The organism is Clostridium oceanicum (assembly GCF_039521385.1).
Taxonomy (GTDB): domain Bacteria; phylum Bacillota; class Clostridia; order Clostridiales; family Clostridiaceae; genus Clostridium_F; species Clostridium_F oceanicum.
Genome location: NZ_BAAACG010000009.1, coordinates 140,164 through 160,648, shown reverse-complemented (window position 1 = coordinate 160,648; position 20,485 = coordinate 140,164). Strand labels below are relative to the sequence as shown.

The 20,485-nt window shown below is 26.7% G+C and carries 18 protein-coding genes; 14 read left to right on the top strand and 4 right to left on the bottom strand.

The window, feature by feature from the left end; all coding sequences use genetic code 11:
- The first annotated feature begins 4 nt into the window (after positions 1-4).
- Together ABDZ71_RS10255 and ABDZ71_RS10250 are read left to right on the top strand one after the other, a co-directional pair.
- Positions 5-1,720, top strand: a complete 1,716-nt coding sequence (locus ABDZ71_RS10255) for a DUF4091 domain-containing protein (protein WP_343761372.1) — start codon at positions 5-7, stop codon at positions 1,718-1,720.
- A 153-nt stretch (positions 1,721-1,873) separates the two neighbouring features.
- The gene (locus tag ABDZ71_RS10250) at positions 1,874-2,968 is read left to right on the top strand and encodes an ABC transporter ATP-binding protein (protein ID WP_343761370.1); all 1,095 of its coding nucleotides are present in this window, start codon (positions 1,874-1,876) and stop codon (positions 2,966-2,968) included.
- Positions 2,969-3,094: 126 nt separating this feature from the next.
- Here the strand turns inward: ABDZ71_RS10250 and ABDZ71_RS10245 are convergent, their stop codons facing one another.
- A complete protein-coding gene (locus ABDZ71_RS10245) occupies positions 3,095-3,307 on the bottom strand; it encodes a hypothetical protein (RefSeq protein ID WP_343761369.1) in 213 nt (70 codons plus the stop codon).
- A 228-nt stretch (positions 3,308-3,535) separates the two neighbouring features.
- Between ABDZ71_RS10245 and dut the strand changes: the two genes are divergently transcribed.
- From dut to ABDZ71_RS10195, 10 genes are all read left to right on the top strand, one after another.
- The gene (dut, locus tag ABDZ71_RS10240; protein ID WP_343761367.1) at positions 3,536-3,970 is read left to right on the top strand and encodes a dUTP diphosphatase; all 435 of its coding nucleotides are present in this window, start codon (positions 3,536-3,538) and stop codon (positions 3,968-3,970) included.
- A gap of 301 nt (positions 3,971-4,271) precedes the next feature.
- Positions 4,272-6,353, top strand: coding sequence for a methyl-accepting chemotaxis protein (locus ABDZ71_RS10235; protein ID WP_343761366.1), 2,082 nt, complete (start codon positions 4,272-4,274; stop codon positions 6,351-6,353).
- Between the two features lie 507 nt (positions 6,354-6,860).
- Positions 6,861-7,619, top strand: a complete 759-nt coding sequence (locus tag ABDZ71_RS10230; protein WP_343761365.1) for a DeoR/GlpR family DNA-binding transcription regulator — start codon at positions 6,861-6,863, stop codon at positions 7,617-7,619.
- Positions 7,620-7,735: 116 nt separating this feature from the next.
- Positions 7,736-9,049: a four-carbon acid sugar kinase family protein gene (locus ABDZ71_RS10225; protein ID WP_343761363.1), complete on the top strand. Its 1,314-nt coding sequence runs from the start codon at positions 7,736-7,738 to the stop codon at positions 9,047-9,049.
- A 12-nt stretch (positions 9,050-9,061) separates the two neighbouring features.
- The gene (gene pdxA, locus ABDZ71_RS10220) at positions 9,062-10,063 is read left to right on the top strand and encodes a 4-hydroxythreonine-4-phosphate dehydrogenase PdxA (protein WP_343761362.1); all 1,002 of its coding nucleotides are present in this window, start codon (positions 9,062-9,064) and stop codon (positions 10,061-10,063) included.
- Positions 10,064-10,252: 189 nt separating this feature from the next.
- A complete protein-coding gene (locus tag ABDZ71_RS10215) occupies positions 10,253-11,641 on the top strand; it encodes a GntP family permease (RefSeq protein ID WP_343761361.1) in 1,389 nt (462 codons plus the stop codon).
- A gap of 247 nt (positions 11,642-11,888) precedes the next feature.
- Positions 11,889-13,025 carry a YibE/F family protein gene (locus ABDZ71_RS10210; protein ID WP_343761359.1) on the top strand — a complete coding sequence of 379 codons (1,137 nt, stop codon included), beginning with the start codon at positions 11,889-11,891 and terminating at the stop codon, positions 13,023-13,025.
- Positions 13,026-13,186: 161 nt separating this feature from the next.
- Complete coding sequence (locus ABDZ71_RS10205; protein ID WP_425544706.1) at positions 13,187-13,456, top strand: ArsR/SmtB family transcription factor; 270 nt, start codon at positions 13,187-13,189, stop codon at positions 13,454-13,456.
- 120 nt (positions 13,457-13,576) lie between these two features.
- The gene (locus ABDZ71_RS10200) at positions 13,577-14,545 is read left to right on the top strand and encodes a permease (RefSeq protein WP_343761357.1); all 969 of its coding nucleotides are present in this window, start codon (positions 13,577-13,579) and stop codon (positions 14,543-14,545) included.
- 110 nt (positions 14,546-14,655) lie between these two features.
- A complete protein-coding gene (locus ABDZ71_RS10195) occupies positions 14,656-14,886 on the top strand; it encodes a thioredoxin family protein (RefSeq protein WP_343761355.1) in 231 nt (76 codons plus the stop codon).
- A 191-nt stretch (positions 14,887-15,077) separates the two neighbouring features.
- Here the strand turns inward: ABDZ71_RS10195 and ABDZ71_RS10190 are convergent, their stop codons facing one another.
- Positions 15,078-15,782: an MIP/aquaporin family protein gene (locus ABDZ71_RS10190; RefSeq protein ID WP_343761354.1), complete on the bottom strand. Its 705-nt coding sequence runs from the start codon at positions 15,780-15,782 to the stop codon at positions 15,078-15,080.
- Between the two features lie 268 nt (positions 15,783-16,050).
- Between ABDZ71_RS10190 and ABDZ71_RS10185 the strand changes: the two genes are divergently transcribed.
- Positions 16,051-16,326 (top strand): acylphosphatase, encoded by a 276-nt coding sequence (locus tag ABDZ71_RS10185; protein ID WP_343761352.1) that lies wholly within the window; start codon positions 16,051-16,053, stop codon positions 16,324-16,326.
- Here ABDZ71_RS10185 and ABDZ71_RS10180 read toward each other — a convergent pair.
- The gene (locus ABDZ71_RS10180) at positions 16,323-17,024 is read right to left on the bottom strand and encodes a cell wall hydrolase (RefSeq protein WP_343761350.1); all 702 of its coding nucleotides are present in this window, start codon (positions 17,022-17,024) and stop codon (positions 16,323-16,325) included. The two genes, ABDZ71_RS10185 and ABDZ71_RS10180, sit on opposite strands and share 4 nt — an antisense overlap.
- Positions 17,025-17,312: 288 nt before the next feature.
- The gene (gene ptsG, locus ABDZ71_RS10175) at positions 17,313-19,340 is read right to left on the bottom strand and encodes a glucose-specific PTS transporter subunit IIBC (RefSeq protein ID WP_343761348.1); all 2,028 of its coding nucleotides are present in this window, start codon (positions 19,338-19,340) and stop codon (positions 17,313-17,315) included.
- A gap of 435 nt (positions 19,341-19,775) precedes the next feature.
- Between ptsG and ABDZ71_RS10170 the strand changes: the two genes are divergently transcribed.
- On the top strand, positions 19,776-20,423 hold the full coding sequence (locus ABDZ71_RS10170) for an undecaprenyl diphosphate synthase family protein (protein WP_343761346.1): 648 nt from the start codon (positions 19,776-19,778) through the stop codon (positions 20,421-20,423).
- Positions 20,424-20,485 lie beyond the last annotated feature (62 nt).

Here is a 20,485-nt window from a genome sequence, read left to right as displayed (position 1 = left end):
AAAAATGGATATTAAATATTGTTTAGTAGATTCATATTATAAACATATAAAAAATAATAGAGTAAAAGATAGCATTTGGAGCTCTAAAAGTAAAAATATAACTGTAGCCAAGGAAGAAAAATTTGCTTTAGGTATAATGATTAAAAGTGATGAAGAATTTAATTGTTCTTTAGATTTAAATAATAATGTGTGTTATAAAGGACTTATAAATAATATAAGATTAGATATAAAAACAAAAGAGGATATTAAAGATAACTTTAAACTAAGTTTTATAGATTATGTTAAAGATGATAATGGAGATTTTATTGGAGATGTTATATTAAGAGAACCATTTCACTTTATAAAAGAGAAAGAAACTAGAATGATTTGGGTTGAAGGAAAAATTCCAAAAGACTTTAAAGAAAAAAGCTTAGATTTAAAAATAAAATTTTATTTTCAAAAAGGTTATACAAAAGAAGAAGAAATGGAATCTTTAAATATAAAAGTAGATTTATTAGATATAACTTTAAAACCTTTAAAAGATTATGAGTTTTACTTAGATTTATGGCAACATCCAAGTAATTGGGCTAGAATGTATAAAGTTCCTTTGTGGTCAGATGATCATTTTAAAATAATAGAAAATTATTTAAAAGAATTAGTTACATTAGGACAAAAAACTATATGCTGTATAGTTTCAGATTTTCCATGGGGTGGACAATCTTGCTATAAAGTATTTGAAAATTCTTCTAACTTGTTTGAAATTAATATGATATCTCTTAAGAAAGATAAAAAAGGAAAATTTCTATTTGATTTTAGTAATTTAGATAGATACATAGAAATTTGTATGAAACTTGGAATAGAAAAAGAAATTGATTTGTTTGGAATTTCAGGTCTTTGGGATGCAAAAGGTTTTGGAAATCCAATAAAAGATTATAGAGATCCAATTAGAGTTAGATATTTTGATGAAAGTATGGATAACTTCAGATATATTGATTCAAAAAAGGAGTTAGGTGAATATATTAAAGCTTTATTTAATCATTTAATAGAAAAAGGATGGTGGGATAAAGTTAGAGTAATGAGTGATGAACCATCAGATTCAGAGTTTGTAAATACTTATGTTGAGTTTCTTGATAGTTTAATAGAAAACCATAAAGTTACTTATAAAACAGCTTTACATTCTGAGGAATGTTTTGAAAATGGAAAAGAAAAGTTTAAAGATATTTCTTTAAGCTTACCTTTATTATTAAAATATAGAAATGAAATACAAAAGACTAAAAATGATTTAAATTACAAAAAAGGTGCCCTTACATATTATGTGTGCTGCATGCCAGATAGAATAAATAACTTTTTATGTTCTCCATTAATTGAAAGTAGATTAATCCCATGGATAACCTATTATTTTAATTTAGATGGATTCTTAAGATGGGACTATGCTATATGGCCTAAAGATCCTTTAGAAGAAATGAGTTATAAATATCCTCATTGGAAAGCAGGAGATATGTTATTTGTATATCCAGGTAGAGATATGAAGCCACTACGTTCTTTAAGATGGGAAAATTTAAGATTTGGAATACAAGATTATCAATTATTTAAGATGCTAGAAGAAAGAGGAATATCAAAAGAAACAATTTATAAAGAAATAATAGAAAAGAATTTAGGAAAAAAAGAAGATATGAAATATATAAATTCATTTGCTGTTTCTATGCCAGAATGTGCTGAAATTTTTTCTAGAAAGATTTAGAATTAAATCTCTAATTTATTTTATATTAAGATAATGTATAATAATAGTATTTTGAAAAATGGGCTAGAAATAAATAATACAATAGGTTAAATTATTATAAAATATAAGTTTTTAGAAACTAAAAAGCGGAGCAGTTTTAAAGGAGGAAATTTAGTGGCTAGCTTATTATTAAAAGATATAAAAAAAGTATATAAAAATGGATTTAAAGCAGTTAAAAATGTTAATTTAGAAATAAAAGATAAAGAATTTTTAGTATTAGTAGGGCCTTCAGGATGTGGAAAATCTACTATTCTTAGAATGATAGCTGGCCTTGAAAATATAAGCAAAGGAAAGCTTTTTATAGATGATGTGTTAGTTAATGATATGGAACCTAAAGACAGAAATATTGCTATGGTTTTTCAAAACTATGCTCTTTATCCTCATATGACAGTATTTGATAATATGTCATTTGGACTTAAAATAAGAAAGATGGATAAAAAGAAGATAAAAGAAAGAGTTTACTGGGCAGCTGAGATACTTGGAATAAAAGATTTGTTAAGTAGAAAGCCAAGTAAACTTTCAGGAGGTCAAAGACAAAGAGTTGCTCTTGGTAGAGCAATAGTTAGAGATCCTAAAGTATTTTTAATGGATGAACCCCTATCAAACCTAGATGCGAAGCTAAGAGTTCAAACTAGAGCGGAAATAATAAAGCTTCATCAAAAACTTAATACAACATTTATATATGTAACCCATGATCAAACGGAAGCTATGACTATGGGATCAAGAATTGTTGTAATAAAAGATGGGGATATAAAACAAGTTGATACTCCACAAAATATATATAATAATCCAGCTGACAAATTTGTAGCTAGTTTTATAGGATCTCCACAAATGAATTTTCTAGAATGTGAAGTTATAGATAAAAAAGAGAAAACTGCAATTAAGTTAGGAGAATCTATAATATATTTAGATGAATGTTATGGTAATAAACTAAAAAAGGAAGATTATTTAGGAAAACAAGTTACATTAGGAGTAAGACCAGAAGATATAACTTTTAATAAAGAAAAATCAATGAATAAAATAGTAGGAAAAGTAGATTTTATAGAATATTTAGGCTCTGAAAATTATATATATATGTCTACTGAGATAGGAAACTTAGTAATGAAATCTAATATTAAAGATAGAGTATTTATAGGAGAAGAAAAAGACATATATTTTAATGTAGAAAAGATTCATTTCTTTGATAAAGAAACAGAAAAGAAAATATAAAATAATAAAGTTAATATAGATAAGAGTTTTATTATTAAATATATTATATATTTATGGTAATATAAAAAACATTGATATTTTATTTAAATTAATATCAATGTTTTTTATTATATATATTTTACTTTTTTAACTTTCTGTATTAATTTTTGGTAAAACTATTTTTCTAACAATTATATTAATTATTATGTATGATATAGCCCATAAACTTAAATCTATTAATAGTTTTGTACTTAAGCCTTCAGAAAAGCTATAGCTAAATCCTGTGAACCTATAAATAACTCGCGTAGTTATGTAAGCTGTTATAAATACTAAAACATTTATGTAACTATTTTTTTTCAATTTAATCATCCTTTCAAAATAAAATATAGAGTATAAAGAATGCTTACTAAGATTATACATAATATGTATAGAATTGTAAAATGATTATGGATATAAAATATATTACTTTAGTATTTGAATATCATAAACTTATTTTTAAATATAAATTATATTAGTAAAAATACTAGGATTTTATAATTGAGATGGTATAATGTTTAAGGACTTTTATAAAAAAAGGGAGGTAATGCTATGCTAGAATTAAAAATAAAAAAGTTGAATGAAGAAGCTATTATACCGAAGTATGCTCATGATAGTGATGCAGGAATGGATTTATATTCTGTGGAAAATAAAACTATTAATGTAGGTGAAACAATACTTGTAAAAACAGGAATAGCTATAGAGCTTCCAGAAAATACAGAAGCTCAAGTAAGACCAAGAAGTGGACTAGCTTTAAAGCATTCTATAACAGTGTTAAATACACCAGGTACTATAGATGAAGGTTATAGAGGTGAAATTGCAGTTATATTAATAAATCATGGAAAAAAACCATTTGATATTGAAAAAGGAATGAGAATAGCACAAATGGTTATAAAACCAGTTTTAAAAGTTAAAGTTACAGAAGCTTTAGATCTTACATCTTCTGATAGAAATGCTGGAGGATTTGGATCTACTGGACTAAAATAGATACATAGTGCATTTGTATTATTCATATAAAAATAAATATTTAGTGTGTTAAAAGTATAAGGAGTTATAATTTATAGCTCCTTATACTTTTTTATTTTAGAAAATCAAGATTTATGTATGTTAATCAGTTTTAAGTAATATTAATTTTATTTTAGTAATTAAAAGGTTTAAATAAATATATTTACATTTTAAAATAAAAATGTAAATATATTATAAAAATGATATAATATATATTATAATGGGTAAAAATGAGAATAGAAAGGGGGAAGTCAGCTTGTTTTGAAAGCTGGCGAAAGAACTAATGAAAAAAATAAGTACAAAAATAGTTCTATCTATAATTTCTTGCACTATTGTAATATCAATCTTAGTAGGGGGATTAACTCTTTATGGAAATAGGAAAATTTTAAAAGAAGAATGTGAAAATAGAATATTAAATATGACTGAAGCAAAAGCAAGTACTTTAGATAATACTTACATAAAAGTAGAAAGTATAGCAGAGGATTTAGAGAAATCATCCATAGCTTTATTTGATGAAAATAAAGTGAAAAAAGATAAAAAATACATAGATGAATATACTAAATCTTTAGATCCTGTAATAAAAAATATTATATCTTCAAAAGATAAAGGTATGGGTGCATATGTTCTTGTGAACCCTAACTTTGCATATACGGAAAAAGCTAGTATTGTAAATTATGAAGATGTAAATCATAATGGTAAATTTGAAAAATTAGAATATGATTATAAAAAAGCTGATTTTAAAGAAGAAAATAAGGATAATAAATGGTACTTTGACTTACTAAAAAAAAGGAATGGGTTTTGGGACAAGCCCCACAAAGATCATAATGGAAGAATAAAAATTTCATATCAAAAGCCTATATATAAAGGAGAAATATTAATAGGTATAGTTGGAGTTGATATGGATTTTGATCAATATAAAAAAATGATAAACAACATAAAGATTTATGATACAGGATATGCTTTCTTATTAGATGATAATTCACAATTTGTGGTTAATAAGAACCATAAAATGAATGAAAAATTAAAAGATTATAATAAGGATGTTTATGATAAGATTTCTTCTAAGTTAAAAGAAAATAGTTTAGGTTCTTTTGAATCCAAAATAGGTAATAGTAATAAAATAGTTGCATTTTCTAAAACTTATAATGGGTGGGTTTTAGTAAGTGAAGCTCCTACATCTGAAATATTTAAAAGAGAAAATAAAATAATAATGATAAGTGTTGGGGTAATAATAATAGGATGTATGATAGCAGCTTTATATGCAGTATATATAAGTAAAAGAATAACAAAACCGATATTAAATAATATAGATTTTATGGAAAATTTATCTCATTTGAATTTATCAAAAACTGTAGATGACACAGGTTATTTAGATAATAAAGATGAAACTGGACAAATGATTAAAGTTTCTATGAACTTAAGTTGTGAGCTTAAAAACATTATAACTGATATAAGAGATAAGTCTTATGAAGTTAATAACTATTCAGGATTTGTAAAGGACAATATACAAAAAATGAAAGAATCTGTTAATGCTATATCTGAGACTATAGAGCAATTAGCTTCAGGATCAAATGATCAAGTGGAAGAATGTACTAATGGAATGAAAAAATTAGATGAGCTGTCTAAAGAAATAGATGCATCAGTTAATAGTAATGAGATGCTTAGAGAGCATTATAATAAAACTGTAGATGCTAACAAAAATGGATTAGAATCTATGAAAGACTTAAAAGTTAAAATGAATGATAGTAATGCTACTATGGAAGAAATAAATAGTAATATCAACATACTATCAGATAAATCACAGTTTATAGGTGAAATAATAAATACTATAGAAAATATAGCAGATCAAACTAATTTGTTAGCCTTAAATGCAGCTATAGAAGCTGCAAGAGCAGGGGAAAGTGGCAAAGGTTTTGCAGTAGTTGCAGATGAAATAAGAAAACTTGCAGAAGAAACATCAAATTCAACTAAGCAAATTTCAAATATAATTAATGAAATAAAAGAAGAAGTTGAAATAGTAAATGGAAATATGGAAAAAGGTAAAAAGTGTGTAGAGGGACAAAATGAAGGACTTATAAAAGCTAATGAAGCTTTTAATAACATAGAATCCTCTATAAAAGATATGTTAAAAGAGATTAAAAGTCTTTCAAAGAATGTTTCAAATGTAGATGAAGAAAAGAAAGTAGTTATAGGATCTATAGAAGGAATAACTGCTATATGTGAAGAATCTTCAGCTGGTACTGAAGAAATATTAACATCTGTACAAGAAGAAGTAGAGCAGATAAATAAAATAGTAGATGCTATGAGACATTTTAAAGAAATATCAGAAAAATTAGATGCTACAGTTAATAAATTTAAACTATAATTTATTACTAAGTTTTAAAATAGAACTAAAAATAGATTTATTTAAAAAAAACTATTGTAAAATAATAAAAAAATTTTTTTGTTTTACTTCTATATTTTGAAGTTAATATATTTATTGGAAAAAATTTTAATGAAAATTACTCTATATAAATAATAATTTAACTAACCATAAATAAAAAAAATTAGCAAATAGAAAAATATTTGCTAATTTTTTTTATTTCTAAAGGTGAAAAATATAAAATTCCTAATTTATCTGTGAGTTTTTGTTAGATATTCTTATTAAAAGAGATTTTAGCAATAATATCTTCATGTTACTTTGTCATAAAAATATCATGTATTGTTGAAATACGGGCATTGATAAAAGATGTTGACAAAATATAAAATACAGTATAATATTAAATTAACAGAAACGAACAATACAAACGAAAAGAAAAACACAAATTGATTTTCAATAATAAAGGAAACTATATTAAAATTTATGGTTTTATAATATATAAGAGGTGATAGGATGCTTCCAGTTGAAAGAGAAAATTACATAATAGAAAAACTAGAAAAGCTAGGGAGTGTAAAAGTAGAAGATATTGCAAATGAATTAAATGTAAGTTTGATGACTATAAGAAGAGATTTTGATAGATTACAAGATAAAGGAATTTTATATAGGAGCCATGGTGGTGCTGTAAAACGTTCTACTTATTTATCAGAACAATCTTATGATTTAAAGAAAACAAGTAATATATATGTAAAAGAAAAAATAGCAGAAAAAGCTTTAACTATAATAAAAGAAGGGGATAGTGTATTTCTAGATGCAGGTACTACCACTTTTGAATTAGCTAAGGTTCTTAATAAAATAAAAGGTATAACAGTTATAACTAATGATCTTAAGATAGCTCTAGAATTATATCAAAATGATGTAAAAACATATGTTGTAGGAGGGAAAATACAAGAGGAAACAGGATGTATTATAGGTCCTACTGCCGATGAATTTATATCTAACATAAAAGTTAATGTAGCTTTTTTAGGGACTTCAGGAATAGATTCTGAGTTTAAGCTTTCTACTCCTACTTTTGAAAAAGCAAAATTGAAAAAAAGTATAGTAAAATCTGCTTCTTATTCTGTTTTATTAACAGATAGTAGTAAATTTAATAAAGAGTCTTTTGTAAATATATTTTCAGTGAAATCAGTAGATTGTGTTATTACAGATAAAAAGTTTAATAAGGATGAAAATAAATATATAGAATCATTAAATGTAAAAGTAATTAATGTATAGAAAGTTATAAATTTATTATTTTGAGGAATATTAAATTTAATATATAAATAATTAGTAAAATCATAACTCTAGATTTTATTAAATTTCCTAATTGATTAGTCTAAGGGGGATACTAAATGATAAATTATGTTGTTGTAGCAGATGACTTAACAGGAGCTAATGCTACCGGTGTTTTAATCAAAAAATTAAATTTAAAACCTGTAACTATGATGAATTCTCTAAAAAAAGATGATTTAGAAAAAGGGTATGATACAGTTCTTTATTCAACAGATAGTAGAGGTGTTGAAAAAGAGGATGCTTATGAAAGAGTATATCAGGCTACAGAATTTTTCTTAAGTCCAGATGTAAAAGTTTACGGAAAAAGAATAGATAGCACTTTAAGAGGAAATATTGGATCTGAAATAGATGGAATGCTTGATATACTTCCTAAAGATACTATAGCTGCTATAGTACCAGTATTTAAAGATGCAGGAAGACAAGCTGTAGGAGGTTATCTTTTAGTAAATGGTAAGGCTTTAGAAGATACAGATGCTGCAAAAGATGGCAAAAAACCTATAAATTCTTCTGTTATAGAAGATATAGTAAAAGAGCAAAGTAAATATGAAGTTGCGTCAATATATCTTGAAGATGTAAGAAGAGGATCAGAGCATTTAAAAAACAAAATATCAAAATTATGGCTTCAAGGTAAAAAATTAATGATATTTGATGGAGTAGACAACAAGGATTTGGAGATTATAGCTAAAGGTTTAATTAAAACAAATATTAAGTTTGTTTGCGTAGATCCAGGTCCTTTTACTGCAGAAACAATAAAACAAAATATGGCTTTAGATAAGAAAGTTAAGAAAAATAAAAGTAATAAAGTTCTTATGTCTATAGGAAGTATAACTGATACTACAAGAAATCAATTAGAAACAGTTTTACAAGATAGAGATATATTTAAAGTAGATATAAAGGCTCGAAAAATATTAGGAGATTTAGATACAAAAAATGAAGAAATAGATAGAGTAGCAAAAGAAGTTATAAAGAATAAAGATGGATATGATGTGTTTTGTATAGTTTTAGATTCTTTATATGAAGAAATAAGAATTAACTTAGATAAAGAAGCAAATGAACAAAATACTACAAAAGAATTTTTATCTCAAATAATGAATACTGCTGTAGCTGAAATAAGTTATAAAATAATGAAGGAAATAAAATCTATAAGAGGTATATTTAGCAGTGGTGGAGATATAAGTGTTAGTATTTGTAGAAAATTTAATTCAGCAGGATTAGAACTTTTAGATGAAGTAATTCCATTAGCAGCTTATGGTAAATTTATAGAAGGGGAATTCCCAGAAATGAAGATTGTAAGCAAAGGGGGAATGGTAGGAAACCAAGATGGAATGAAATTATGTGTAGATTATTTACTTAAAAATATTAATTGTGACTAAGGAGGAAACAATATGATTAATAAACCAATAATTGGAATACCTATAGGAGATCCAGCAGGAATAGGACCAGAAATAGTAGTGAAGTCATTAACTGAACAAGAAGTTTATGAAAAATGTAATCCTATATTAATAGGAGATGCAAAAGTAATAAAACAAGCTATGGGATTTTGTGATGTTAAGTTAAATATAAATTGTATTGAAAAAGCAAAAGATGGTAAATTTACTTTAGGTACTATAGATTTAATTGATTTAAATAATGTAGATATAGATGAATTGAAAATAGGTAAAGTTCAAGGGCTAGGAGGAAAAGCAGCTTTTGAATATATAAAAAAATCTGTAGAAATGGCTAAAGAAGGAGAAGTAGATGCTATAGCTACAACTCCAATAAATAAAGAATCTTTAAAAAAAGGTAATATAAATTATATTGGACATACAGAAATTTTAGCAGATTTAACAGATACAGAAGATCCACTTACTATGTTTGAAGTTAGAGGAATGAGAGTATTTTTCTTAACAAGACATGTTTCTTTAAGAAAAGCATGTGATTTAGTAACTAAAGAAAGAGTTTTAGATTATATAATAAGATGTTCAGAAGCTCTAGAAAAATTAGGAGTAGAAGATGGAAAAATGGCTGTTGCAGGATTAAATCCTCATAGTGGAGAACATGGACTTTTTGGAGATGAAGAAATGAAAGCAGTTGTTCCTGCTATAGAAGAGGCTCAAAAAATGGGCTATAAGGTAGAAGGTCCTATAGGAGCAGACTCAGTGTTTCATTTAGCGCTTAAAGGAAGATATAATTCAGTTTTATCTTTATATCATGACCAAGGACATATAGCTACTAAAACTTTAGATTTTGAAAGAACTATTGCAGTTACAGGCGGTATGCCAATACTTAGAACTTCAGTAGATCATGGTACAGCATTTGATATAGCAGGTACTGGAATAGCAAGTTCAGTAAGTATGATTGAAGCTATAATATTAGCTGCAAAATATTCACCTAAATTTAAAAACTAGATTTTATATTTTAAAATAGGAGTTCTTCCTTATATAATGATATTTACTTTTGAGTTTTATAGGGAAGAACTTATATTTAATAAATTTTATACTAAATAACTTATTTACACAGTATACATAATTATATTTTACTAGATTTTTTTCACTACAAATGAATACCTTTACAAAAAATACGGAGGGGGAAGAATAATGGGAAACGCAGTAGCAGGAAATCAAATGATCTTAGGACTTTTGATTGGAATTATCATACTTGTATTTTTAATATTAAAAACTAAAATTCATACGTTTCTAGCATTAATTGTTTCAGCATCTATTACTGGTCTTATTGGAGGAATGCCGCCTAACAAAATAATTGAATCTATATCTAAAGGATTTGGCGGAACCTTAGGAAGTATTGGTATAATTATAGGTTTTGGAGTAATGATGGGACAAATCTTTGAAGTGTCTGGTGCAGCTGAAAGAATGGCTAAAACATTTATAAAGGTACTAGGCAAAAAAAGAGAGGAATTAGCATTAGCAATAACAGGATTTATAGTATCAATACCTATCTTTTGTGATTCAGGATTTATAATTTTATCTCCACTTGCAAAAGCAATTTCTAGAAAAACTAAAAAATCAGTAGTTTCTCTTGGAGTAGCTTTAGGGTTAGGACTTGTAATTACACATAGTTTAGTACCTCCAACACCTGGTCCAGTAGGAGTTGCCGGTATATTTGGAGTAAGTGTTGGAAGCTTTCTTTTATGGGGAATTCCTTTAGCTATACCTATGGCTATAGCTGGAATGATCTATGGAAAGTATATAGGAAAGAAAATATATCAAATACCAGGAGAAGAAGAAGGAGAATGGATTCGTCCAGAATATCAAGAACCGGTATATGATTTTGATGATGAAGAGGATAACAAAGAATTACCATCTATGTTTATGGCTTTTGCACCAATATTAGTTCCTATAATATTGATACTTGGAAATACTATATTAGCTGTTTTAATAAAACAAAAAATGATGAATGTTAGTGGGTTTACTAATATAGTTCAATTTTTAGGATCTCCAGTAATTGCAGTAGGTCTTGGACTTATAATAGCTATATATGGATTAGCAGGTAAGCTTAACAAAGAAGAAGTTATAAATGAAATGGAAAAAGGAATAAAATCTGCTGGTATAATAATATTAGTTACTGGTGGTGGTGGAGCTTTAGGTATGGTTCTTCGTGATAGTGGTACAGGAGATTATATAGCAAAATTAATTGCAGGATCTAGTATGCCAGTTGTTTTAATACCTTTTATAATAGCTTCATTAGTAAGACTTATTCAAGGAAGTGGTACAGTTTCTATGATAACTGCAGCTTCTATAACAGCACCAATTGTTGCAGCATCAAATGTTAATCCAATACTTGCAGCACTTGGAGCATGTATGGGATCACTTTTATTCTCATATTTCAATGATAGTTATTTCTGGGTTGTTAATCGTTCACTTGGAATAAAAGATGCAAAAGAACAAATAAGAGTATGGTCAGTTACTACAACTATAGCTTGGGCAGTAGGACTTGTAGAACTTCTAATATTAAGTTTTATATTATAAGATAAAATAAAAATAAACTTTGTAGATAAAAATCTGCAAAGTTTATTTTTTATAAAAGTTTATTAATAATCTTATTTGTTTTTATTTAAAAATAATTATATTTATAGGCAAAGTTATATATAACTTATTAAAATTCATAATTTTTATCTTAAATATTAAATTTTAATTATATTTCATATTTCATGTAGTATATTTATTGTAAAAGATTTATAATTATATAGGCTTATATACTAGAAAGGAGACTAATATGAAAATATGGAATAACTTAAAGACTAAGATAAAAAAGTTATCAAAGTCAGATATAAGAATTTTAGTTTTTACTATAATAGTTGCTATAATAATGCTTTTCCCTAGTGGATATATAAGAAATGATGTTACTCATGGGAAAGTTATAGAAGTGCTCCAAGACAGTAAATCTAAAAATCAACTAAGTAGAAGTAAAGTTAAAGTGAAAATTTTAAATGGAGAATTTAAAGGTAAAGTAATTACTATGGATAACCTAGTAAGTGATAAAGCAAAGCATCAGATATCTGCCAAAAAAGGAAGCGAAGTATTTGTAAATATAGAGGCAGACAAAAATAATAAAATTACTAAATCATATATATATGAGATAGTTAGATATAAATACATATTAGGAATAGTTGTTGTATTCTTTTTACTTTTATCCTTAATGGGAGGAATGCAAGGGGTTAGATCAGTACTGGCACTTATGATAACAGGATATGCAGTCTTAAAGATACTAATACCTCTTATAATGTCTGGCTTTAGTCCTATTATATCCTCTGTTATAATATGTATAGGAGTTAGTATAATAAATTTACTTATAATAAGTGGAAAAAATAAGAAAAGCTTTGCTGCTATAATAGGAACTTTAGGAGGAGTTATGATAGCAGGTATTATAGCGCTTATTAGTAGTTCTATTCTTCAAATATTGGGACTTGGAGATGAAGAAGCTCAAATGGTTATATATATAACTGGAAATACTAAATTTGATTTTAAAGGGCTATTATTTGCAGGAATACTTATGGGAGCATTAGGTGCAGTAATGGATATAAGTATGTCTATAGCATCTTCAATGAAGGAAGTAAAAGCTAATAATCCAGCAATGACTAATATGGAGCTTATAAAAGCGGGATTTAATGTTGGTAGAGATATAATGGGAACCATGGCTAATACTTTAATACTTGCTTATGCAGGAGGAGCTATGTATACTCTTATACTTATGGCATCTTATAATCTTCCTTTTGAAAGAATGTTAAATCAAGATGTTATGTCAGCAGAAATACTTCAAGCTTTATGTGGTAGTATAGGACTTATATTTACTATACCAATAACAACATTAGCAGTAAATTTTATAGGCACAGATCCCTATGAAAAAAAATAAATTTAATAATATATTGACAAAATTTATAACATAGAATATAATATAAGCATATTAGAAATTACTTATATACTATAAATTTAAATACTTGTAATATATGTACTAATGTATTTAAAATAAATAAGTTAATTACTAATATCTTAGCTAAAGAAGGGAAGGGTTTTATGAACTCTATGGAAAAAGAAGTTAAAATTTTCAAAGCTTTAGCTCATCCTATAAGGCTAAAAATAATAAAGAAATTACAAGATGAAGAAAAATGCGTTTGTGAGCTAAATAAAGATGTAGAATTTAGTCAGTCTAATTTATCACAACATCTAAAAATATTAAAAGATGCAAATATCTTAAATAGCAGTAAAAAAGGAATGTGGGTTCATTATAGTATAAATGATAAGAAAATATTAGACATAATAAAGATAATTGAAGAGATGGTATAAAAATTAGATTCTAGCCTTTGAGCTAGAACATTTTTTAGAAAGTATATTAGAATATAATTAATTAGTTATTTTATGAAATACTTATAAAATAATATAAAAATTACTATAAGGAGGCTAGCTATGTTTACTTGGTTAGATAATTTAATAAGATTTTTGGTAGAAAATATATTTAAAATTTCCATGGATACAAAACTTGGAGGTAGCATTCATTTTTTCTTTTATGATACTATAAAAATTTTGATATTGCTTGCAATAATGATTTTTATTATATCTTATATAAGAAGTTTCTTTTCACCGGAGAAAACGAAAAAAATACTAGAAAAATTTGGTGGTATAAAAGCTAATATTATGGCTTCTATATTAGGAATAGTTACTCCATTTTGTTCTTGTTCTTCAGTTCCTTTGTTTATTGGATTTGTAGAAGCAGGCATACCTATAGGAGTTACTTTTTCATTTCTTATAACATCGCCTATAGTAAATGAAGCAGCTTTTACTATATTGCTTGCTTCTTTTGGAATTAAGGTAGCAATATTATATGTGATTACAGGGGTAGTTATAGGAGTAGTAGGCGGAATAGTTATAAGTTTGTTTCATATGGAAAATCAAGTAGAAGAATATGTATATAAAATAAAAGTTGGAGAAGCAGAAATTAAATCTATGACAAGAGAGGAAAGAGTAAAATTTGCTGTAGATTCTGTAAAAGATATTATAAAAAGAATATGGATATACCTTATAATTGGAATTTTAATAGGAGCATTTATTCATGGTTGGGCTCCAGAATCTTTGTTATCTAGATATGCAGGTAGGGAAAATCCTTTTGCAGTTATAGTTGGAGTAATAGCTGGAATACCATTGTATGCTAATGCATTAGGAACTATACCTATTGCAGAAGCTCTTATAAAAAAAGGTGTGGGGATTGGCACTGCTCTATCATTTATGATGGCAGTTGTAGCATTATCTCTTCCAGAGATGATATTACTTAGAAAAGTAATAAAACCTAAATTAATTGCTTTGTTTATAGTAGTCACAGGTATAGGAATTATTTTAGTAGGATATTTGTTTAATTTTATTGCACCGTTTTTAAATTAGATATTAAATTTGTAATAAAAATATTATTTAATAATTAAAATGATATTTTTTAGAAATATAAATAAAAATACCAAATAGCTTTTGCTATAAAAATAAAGGAGCGTGTATTTATGGATATTAAAGTATTAGGATCAGGATGTTGTAGTTGTAATAGCATGGATAAAGAAGTAAGAGAAGCTGTGAAAGAATTAGGATTAGATGCTAAAGTAGAATATATAACAGATATGGGAAAAGTTCTATCATATGGAGTTATGAAAACTCCAGCACTAGTAATTGATGGCAAGGTAGTTGTATCTGGAAGAAAGCTATCCTGTGATGAAGTGAAAAAATATTTAAAATAAACTTATTGTTATATAAAATAAAAAGTCTACTAAAAATAATATTTTTTATTATTTTTAGTAAGACTTTTTATTTTATAAAATCTTAAGCTTTGAGGATATATTGTAATTGTATAATTTAAAATATATTTAAATATACTATGGGGTTGCTATTTTTATCTATTTTATGTATTAAAGGTTATCTAATATTTTCATTAAAATAAAGAAGTATATGTAATAGCTCCTAGTATTCCACCTACAATTGGTGCTATTATTGGAATCCAAGCATAAGACCAATCAGAATTTCCTTTTGTTTTCATAGGTAAAATAGTGTGAGCAATTCTAGGCATTAAGTCTCTAGTTGGATTTAATGCACAGCCTGTAGGTCCTCCAAGTGAAAGAACTAAGGCCCAAACTATTGATCCTATTAAAGCTGCTGAAACTCCTGGAGAAAATTTCTGAGCTCCTATTCCTAAAGCTCCAAAAACTAAAACAAATGTACCTAAAACTTCTGCTATAAAACTTCCAGCATGTCCTCTTATAGCTGGTACTGTTGAAAAACAAGATAAAACTTCTTTAGAATCATCTGTTTTATCAAAATAAGGTTTATACATAAGCCATACAATAAAAGCTCCTAAAAAAGCGCCTATTGTTTGAGCTCCTATGTACATAGGGACTTTACTCCAAGAAAGTTCTCCTACAGTAGCAAGTGAAAGGGTAACTGCTGGGTTAAATTGAGCACCACTTATGCTTGCAAATAAAGCTACTGGAAGAGCAATAGCAAGGCCCCAACCAGTTGCTATAACTATCCAACCAGAATTATATCCTTTGCTTTCTTTTAAAAGTACATTAGAAATAACACCATTTCCTAAAATAATCATTAGTGCAGTTCCTATAATTTCTGCGTAAAATGTAGTCATGTTTCATCCCCTCTTTTGTAATTAATTAAAAAAATCATATGAATACTACATATAGATTATATACATATTTGTCTTTGCGTTAAAGAATTAACAACTAAAAATACAAAAAAAAGGGTTTAAATACATAGATACCCTTTACAAATTATACTACTTAGAAAGTAAAATAGAATAAAAAAGAATATTAAATTATAACTTAAATAAAATAAGTTATAATTTAATTATTATAGTATCTAAAATACAGTTTATAATATGATTAGGGAGGGATAAAATGAATAGATATTTAGTTAATGTTTATGGTAAAGTACAAGGTGTTGGATTTAGATATTTTACTTATTATATAGCAAAGTCTTATAAGTTAACAGGATGGGTAAAAAATTGTGATGATGGTTCTGTAGCTATAGAAATACAGGGTAAAGGTACAGATATAGAAAAATTTTTAACAAAAATAAGAATAGGAACTCCTTTTTCAAAAGTAAAAAAGGTTGATGTTATAAAAATTGATATTGATAAAAAGGAGAAAAAGTTTAATCTTACATATTATTAATATGCAAAAATCATATTGCCTATTTTTATGCTTTTAGGTTTTTTTAAGAGCCATTTATTTTTAGTAGAATCGTCAAAATAATATAAAGCACCATTGCTTGGATCAGAGCCTTGTAATGCTTCTTTAGCTGCTTTTAAAGATATAGAAGAGGACTTTTTGTTAATAAATCCGTTAGCTGTAGGAGTAAATTGATAATGTCCATCACTTTTATCGTATATAACAGATTTTATAGAGTTAGGGAATTTTGAACTTTTCATTCTGTTTAAAACTACTGCTGCAACGGCTACTTGAGCTTTATAAGGTTGTCCTTCAGCTTCTGCTTTTACAAGTCTTGCTAATAAATCTAGATTACTAGTATCCGTATTTTTAACTGGGTTTTTATTAATAGACTTTTTTACAGTAATTGATCTAGATATTTTTTTAGTATAATTATTTTTATCTATTGAGTAAAGGGTTTTTTTAGAGGAATCTTTATTTGAATTAGTTAGTTTTGTAATACGGTTATCTAATTTGTTGTTCATTTTTAGAAGTCTTAAAGATATGGTATGTTTTCTAAAATTTAAGTATATAGAATGAGAAGTGTTTTTATTTATATTAGAAGCAGATACTTTTATAGAACAGTGTAAAAATATAATAGTAAATAATAAGGGGAGTAAAATGAAAGGCTTAAAAGATTTTGAATCTAGCGGATTATACATTGAATAACAACCTCCTAAATAATAAAAATAAAAAATAAAAGTATATTTGTTTATTGTAAATTTTAAATAATTTCAGTTAAAATACAAGTTATTTACATATTATAAGAAAATAGGAGGGTTGTCTATATTTAGTTTATGACATTAGATATAGGATTTACCAGTATAGATATGAAAAGATTATAACTTAGATATATTTAAGGATTTAAGATTAATATATAGTAATTAAATAGTTAAGTAAAGTAAAATAATAAAAAAAACTGCAACTGATTAATCAGTTACAGTTTTTTATTATTTTATAGTTACAATGTCTTTTTCACCACGTTTAACTTCTTTGTTAAGTTTAACTTCTAATTTTTTACCTTCAGGTAAATTTGTAAATACTATAGGAGTTACAATTGAAGGTACTTTATTTTTGATTTTGTCTATATCAACTTTTAGTATAGGATCTCCAGCTTTAACTTTAGAATCTTGCTCTACTAAAGCTTCTAATCCTTCACCTTTAAGATTTACTGTATCTAATCCAAAATGAACTAGTAATTCAAGTCCGTTATTAGCTGTTATTCCAATAGCATGTTTAGTTGGGAATACAGTAGTTATTGTTCCGTTTACTGGTGAAACTACATTACCATTTTTAGGTTCTATAGCGAATCCATCACCCATCATTTTTTCAGAAAATACTTGGTCTGGAACTTCAGTTATAGAAACTATTTTACCATCTATAGGAGCAACAAATAAATCATCATCATCTACAGAAACAGCTTTTTTAGGAGTGTTATCTACATCTACATCGTCAGTTATTATTTTTCCTGCAATAACATCTTTGATTTGTTCTTTTAATTGGTCGGATTTTGGTCCAAAGATAGCTTGGAAACTGTTTCCTACTTCCATAACACCAGAAGCACCTAATCTTTTTAGTTCAGGTTTATCTACTTTTTTAGGATCTTTAACATCTACACGTAAACGAGTTATACAAGCATCTAAGTTTGCTAAGTTTTCTTTTCCACCTAAAGCTTTTAGTACTCCTGCAGCTAATTTACCACCTTTAACGTTAGTTGAAACTTGACCTTCAGAATCATCTTCACGACCTGGAGTTTTTAAATTCCATTTTCTAATAGCAAATTTAAATCCAAAGTAATAAATTACTGAGAAACATAAACCAACAGGAATTACAAGCCACCATTTTGTTCTATTTGGAATAACACCAAGTAGTAAGAAGTCAATTACACCACCAGAGAATGTCATACCTATTTTTACATTTAACATTTCCATTACCATAAATGATAAACCTGCAAATATACAGTGAATTCCAAATAATATTGGAGCAACAAATAAAAATGAGAATTCAAGTGGTTCTGTTACACCTGTTAAAAATGAAGTTAAAGCTGCAGATGCCATTATACCACCAACAAGTTTTTTCTTTTCAGGTTTAGCTTCTTGATATATAGCTAAAGCTGCTGCTGGAAGACCAAACATCATGAATGGAAATTTACCAGTCATGAATGTACCTGCTGTAAATGGGATACCATCCCTAAGTTGAGCAAAGAATATTTTATTGTCTCCCATTACTAATTGCCCAGCTTTATCTATGTATTCTCCAAATTGGAACCAGAATGGGTTATACCATATATGATGTAATCCAAATGGAATTAAAGCTCTTTCAATAACACCAAAAACAAAAGCTGCTAAAGTTTTGTTTGCATCTATCATATTATGTGAGAATGTATTTAATCCAGTTTGAATTGGTGGCCAAATAACTACCATTATTAAACCAACAATTATTGCAAATGTTGCAGTTATTATTGGAACAAATCTTTTTCCCGCAAAGAAACCTAAGTATGAAGGTAACTCTATATTATGAAATTTATTATATAATGCTGCTGCAATAATACCGATTATAATACCGCCAAATACACCAGTTTGAAGTGTTGGAACACCTAGAACATTTGCATATTCAGGATGAGCTTGACCAATCATGCTAGAATGAACACCAGTTGCAAGGCCCATAGTAGTATTCATAATTAAGAAACCAACTATAGCTGCAAGTCCTGCAACGCCTTCTCCCCCTGCAAGTCCTACGGCAACACCTACTGCGAAAATTAAAGCTAAGTTAGCAAAAATTATATTACCTGATTCAGCCATGACTTTTGCAAAAGCTTGGAATCCAGGGTTATTGAGTGCTGGAACAAGATTTAAAAAGTTATCTTGTTGAAATGTACTACCAAATGCTAGTAATAATCCTGCTGCTGGTAGCAATGCAACTGGAAGCATAAGTGATTTACCTACTTTTTGTAAAACACCAAATGATTTTTTAAACATTTAAAATCTCCTCTCTTGTATTAAATTATTTTACTAGTAATAGTGATTACTAAAAAAACAAAAGGCATGAGTAAAACTTTAATTAGAAAATATTTACATATAAGTAGATGTAAATAAAAGCTAATTATTGCAAGCTTTACTCATGCCTGATCGAATCAGTAACACGTAAACTTTAAAATATTAAATTATAAATTATAGTTTCTTTAATTCGTTCAAATGATATCATATGCATTTATTTAAGTCAATAAAATTATGGAATTTTATGAAAAAAATTGAGCCCTTTGAAAATTTTTTAAAATATTTTTTATTCTATAATAATAAAATTGTTTAAATAAGGATTAAATTGTAAATAATATATAATAATATTTTTTATACCTTAAATTAACAATAAATATATTAGAGGCACATATACATATACACTTAAGGAGGAATACTATGAGAATTCCAGATCATATAGGATTAATACCAGATGGCAATAGAAGATGGGCTCAAAGAGAAGGATTTAACAAGGAAAAAGGATATATGTTTGGATTGATTCCTGGAGTTAAAGTTTTTAAACTTTGCGAAAAATTAGGAGTGAAAGAAATAACCTATTATGGGTTTACAACAGATAATACTAAAAGGCCTAAATTACAAAGGAAAGCTTTTACTGATGCTTGTGTAAAAGCTGTTAATATGTTGTCTAAAGAAGATGCTTCTTTATTAGTTTTGGGAAATACTAGATCTCAAATGTTTCCAAAAGAATTATTACCATATACTTTTAAAAGAAAAAAATTTGGTAATGGTGGTATAAAAGTAAACTTTCTAGTTAATTATGGCTGGGAATGGGATTTAGCTAATTTAAAAGAAAATAATAGTACTAATAGAAAGACTATAAAGAAGAATATAAATTCTTATGATGTTTCTAGGATAGATTTAATTATAAGATGGGGAGGTAGAAGAAGATTAAGTGGTTTTTTACCAGTTCAGTCTGTTTATTCTGATTTTTATGTAGTAAATGATTATTGGCCAGATTTTAAGGAAAAGCAATTTTATGATGCTTTAAAATGGTATGATGATCAAGATATTACTTTAGGTGGCTAATATTATAATTTTAAAATATATAAAAAAATTTGTTTTATTAAGAAGTCAAATTTAAAATTGAC

Excerpts from the sequence above, each read along its gene's own strand:
- ABDZ71_RS10255 (WP_343761372.1), top strand. The coding sequence starts at position 5 with ATGGATATTAAATATTGTTTAGTAGATTCATATTATAAACATATAAAA.
- dut (WP_343761367.1), top strand. The coding sequence starts at position 3,536 with ATGCTAGAATTAAAAATAAAAAAGTTGAATGAAGAAGCTATTATACCG.
- ABDZ71_RS10235 (WP_343761366.1), top strand. The coding sequence starts at position 4,272 with ATGAAAAAAATAAGTACAAAAATAGTTCTATCTATAATTTCTTGCACT.
- ABDZ71_RS10230 (WP_343761365.1), top strand. The coding sequence starts at position 6,861 with ATGCTTCCAGTTGAAAGAGAAAATTACATAATAGAAAAACTAGAAAAG.
- ABDZ71_RS10225 (WP_343761363.1), top strand. The coding sequence starts at position 7,736 with ATGATAAATTATGTTGTTGTAGCAGATGACTTAACAGGAGCTAATGCT.
- pdxA (WP_343761362.1), top strand. The coding sequence starts at position 9,062 with ATGATTAATAAACCAATAATTGGAATACCTATAGGAGATCCAGCAGGA.
- ABDZ71_RS10215 (WP_343761361.1), top strand. The coding sequence starts at position 10,253 with ATGGGAAACGCAGTAGCAGGAAATCAAATGATCTTAGGACTTTTGATT.
- ABDZ71_RS10210 (WP_343761359.1), top strand. The coding sequence starts at position 11,889 with ATGAAAATATGGAATAACTTAAAGACTAAGATAAAAAAGTTATCAAAG.
- ABDZ71_RS10205 (WP_425544706.1), top strand. The coding sequence starts at position 13,187 with ATGAACTCTATGGAAAAAGAAGTTAAAATTTTCAAAGCTTTAGCTCAT.
- ABDZ71_RS10200 (WP_343761357.1), top strand. The coding sequence starts at position 13,577 with ATGTTTACTTGGTTAGATAATTTAATAAGATTTTTGGTAGAAAATATA.
- ABDZ71_RS10195 (WP_343761355.1), top strand. The coding sequence starts at position 14,656 with ATGGATATTAAAGTATTAGGATCAGGATGTTGTAGTTGTAATAGCATG.
- ABDZ71_RS10190 (WP_343761354.1), bottom strand. The coding sequence starts at position 15,782 with ATGACTACATTTTACGCAGAAATTATAGGAACTGCACTAATGATTATT.
- ABDZ71_RS10185 (WP_343761352.1), top strand. The coding sequence starts at position 16,051 with ATGAATAGATATTTAGTTAATGTTTATGGTAAAGTACAAGGTGTTGGA.
- ABDZ71_RS10180 (WP_343761350.1), bottom strand. The coding sequence starts at position 17,024 with ATGTATAATCCGCTAGATTCAAAATCTTTTAAGCCTTTCATTTTACTC.
- ptsG (WP_343761348.1), bottom strand. The coding sequence starts at position 19,340 with ATGTTTAAAAAATCATTTGGTGTTTTACAAAAAGTAGGTAAATCACTT.
- ABDZ71_RS10170 (WP_343761346.1), top strand. The coding sequence starts at position 19,776 with ATGAGAATTCCAGATCATATAGGATTAATACCAGATGGCAATAGAAGA.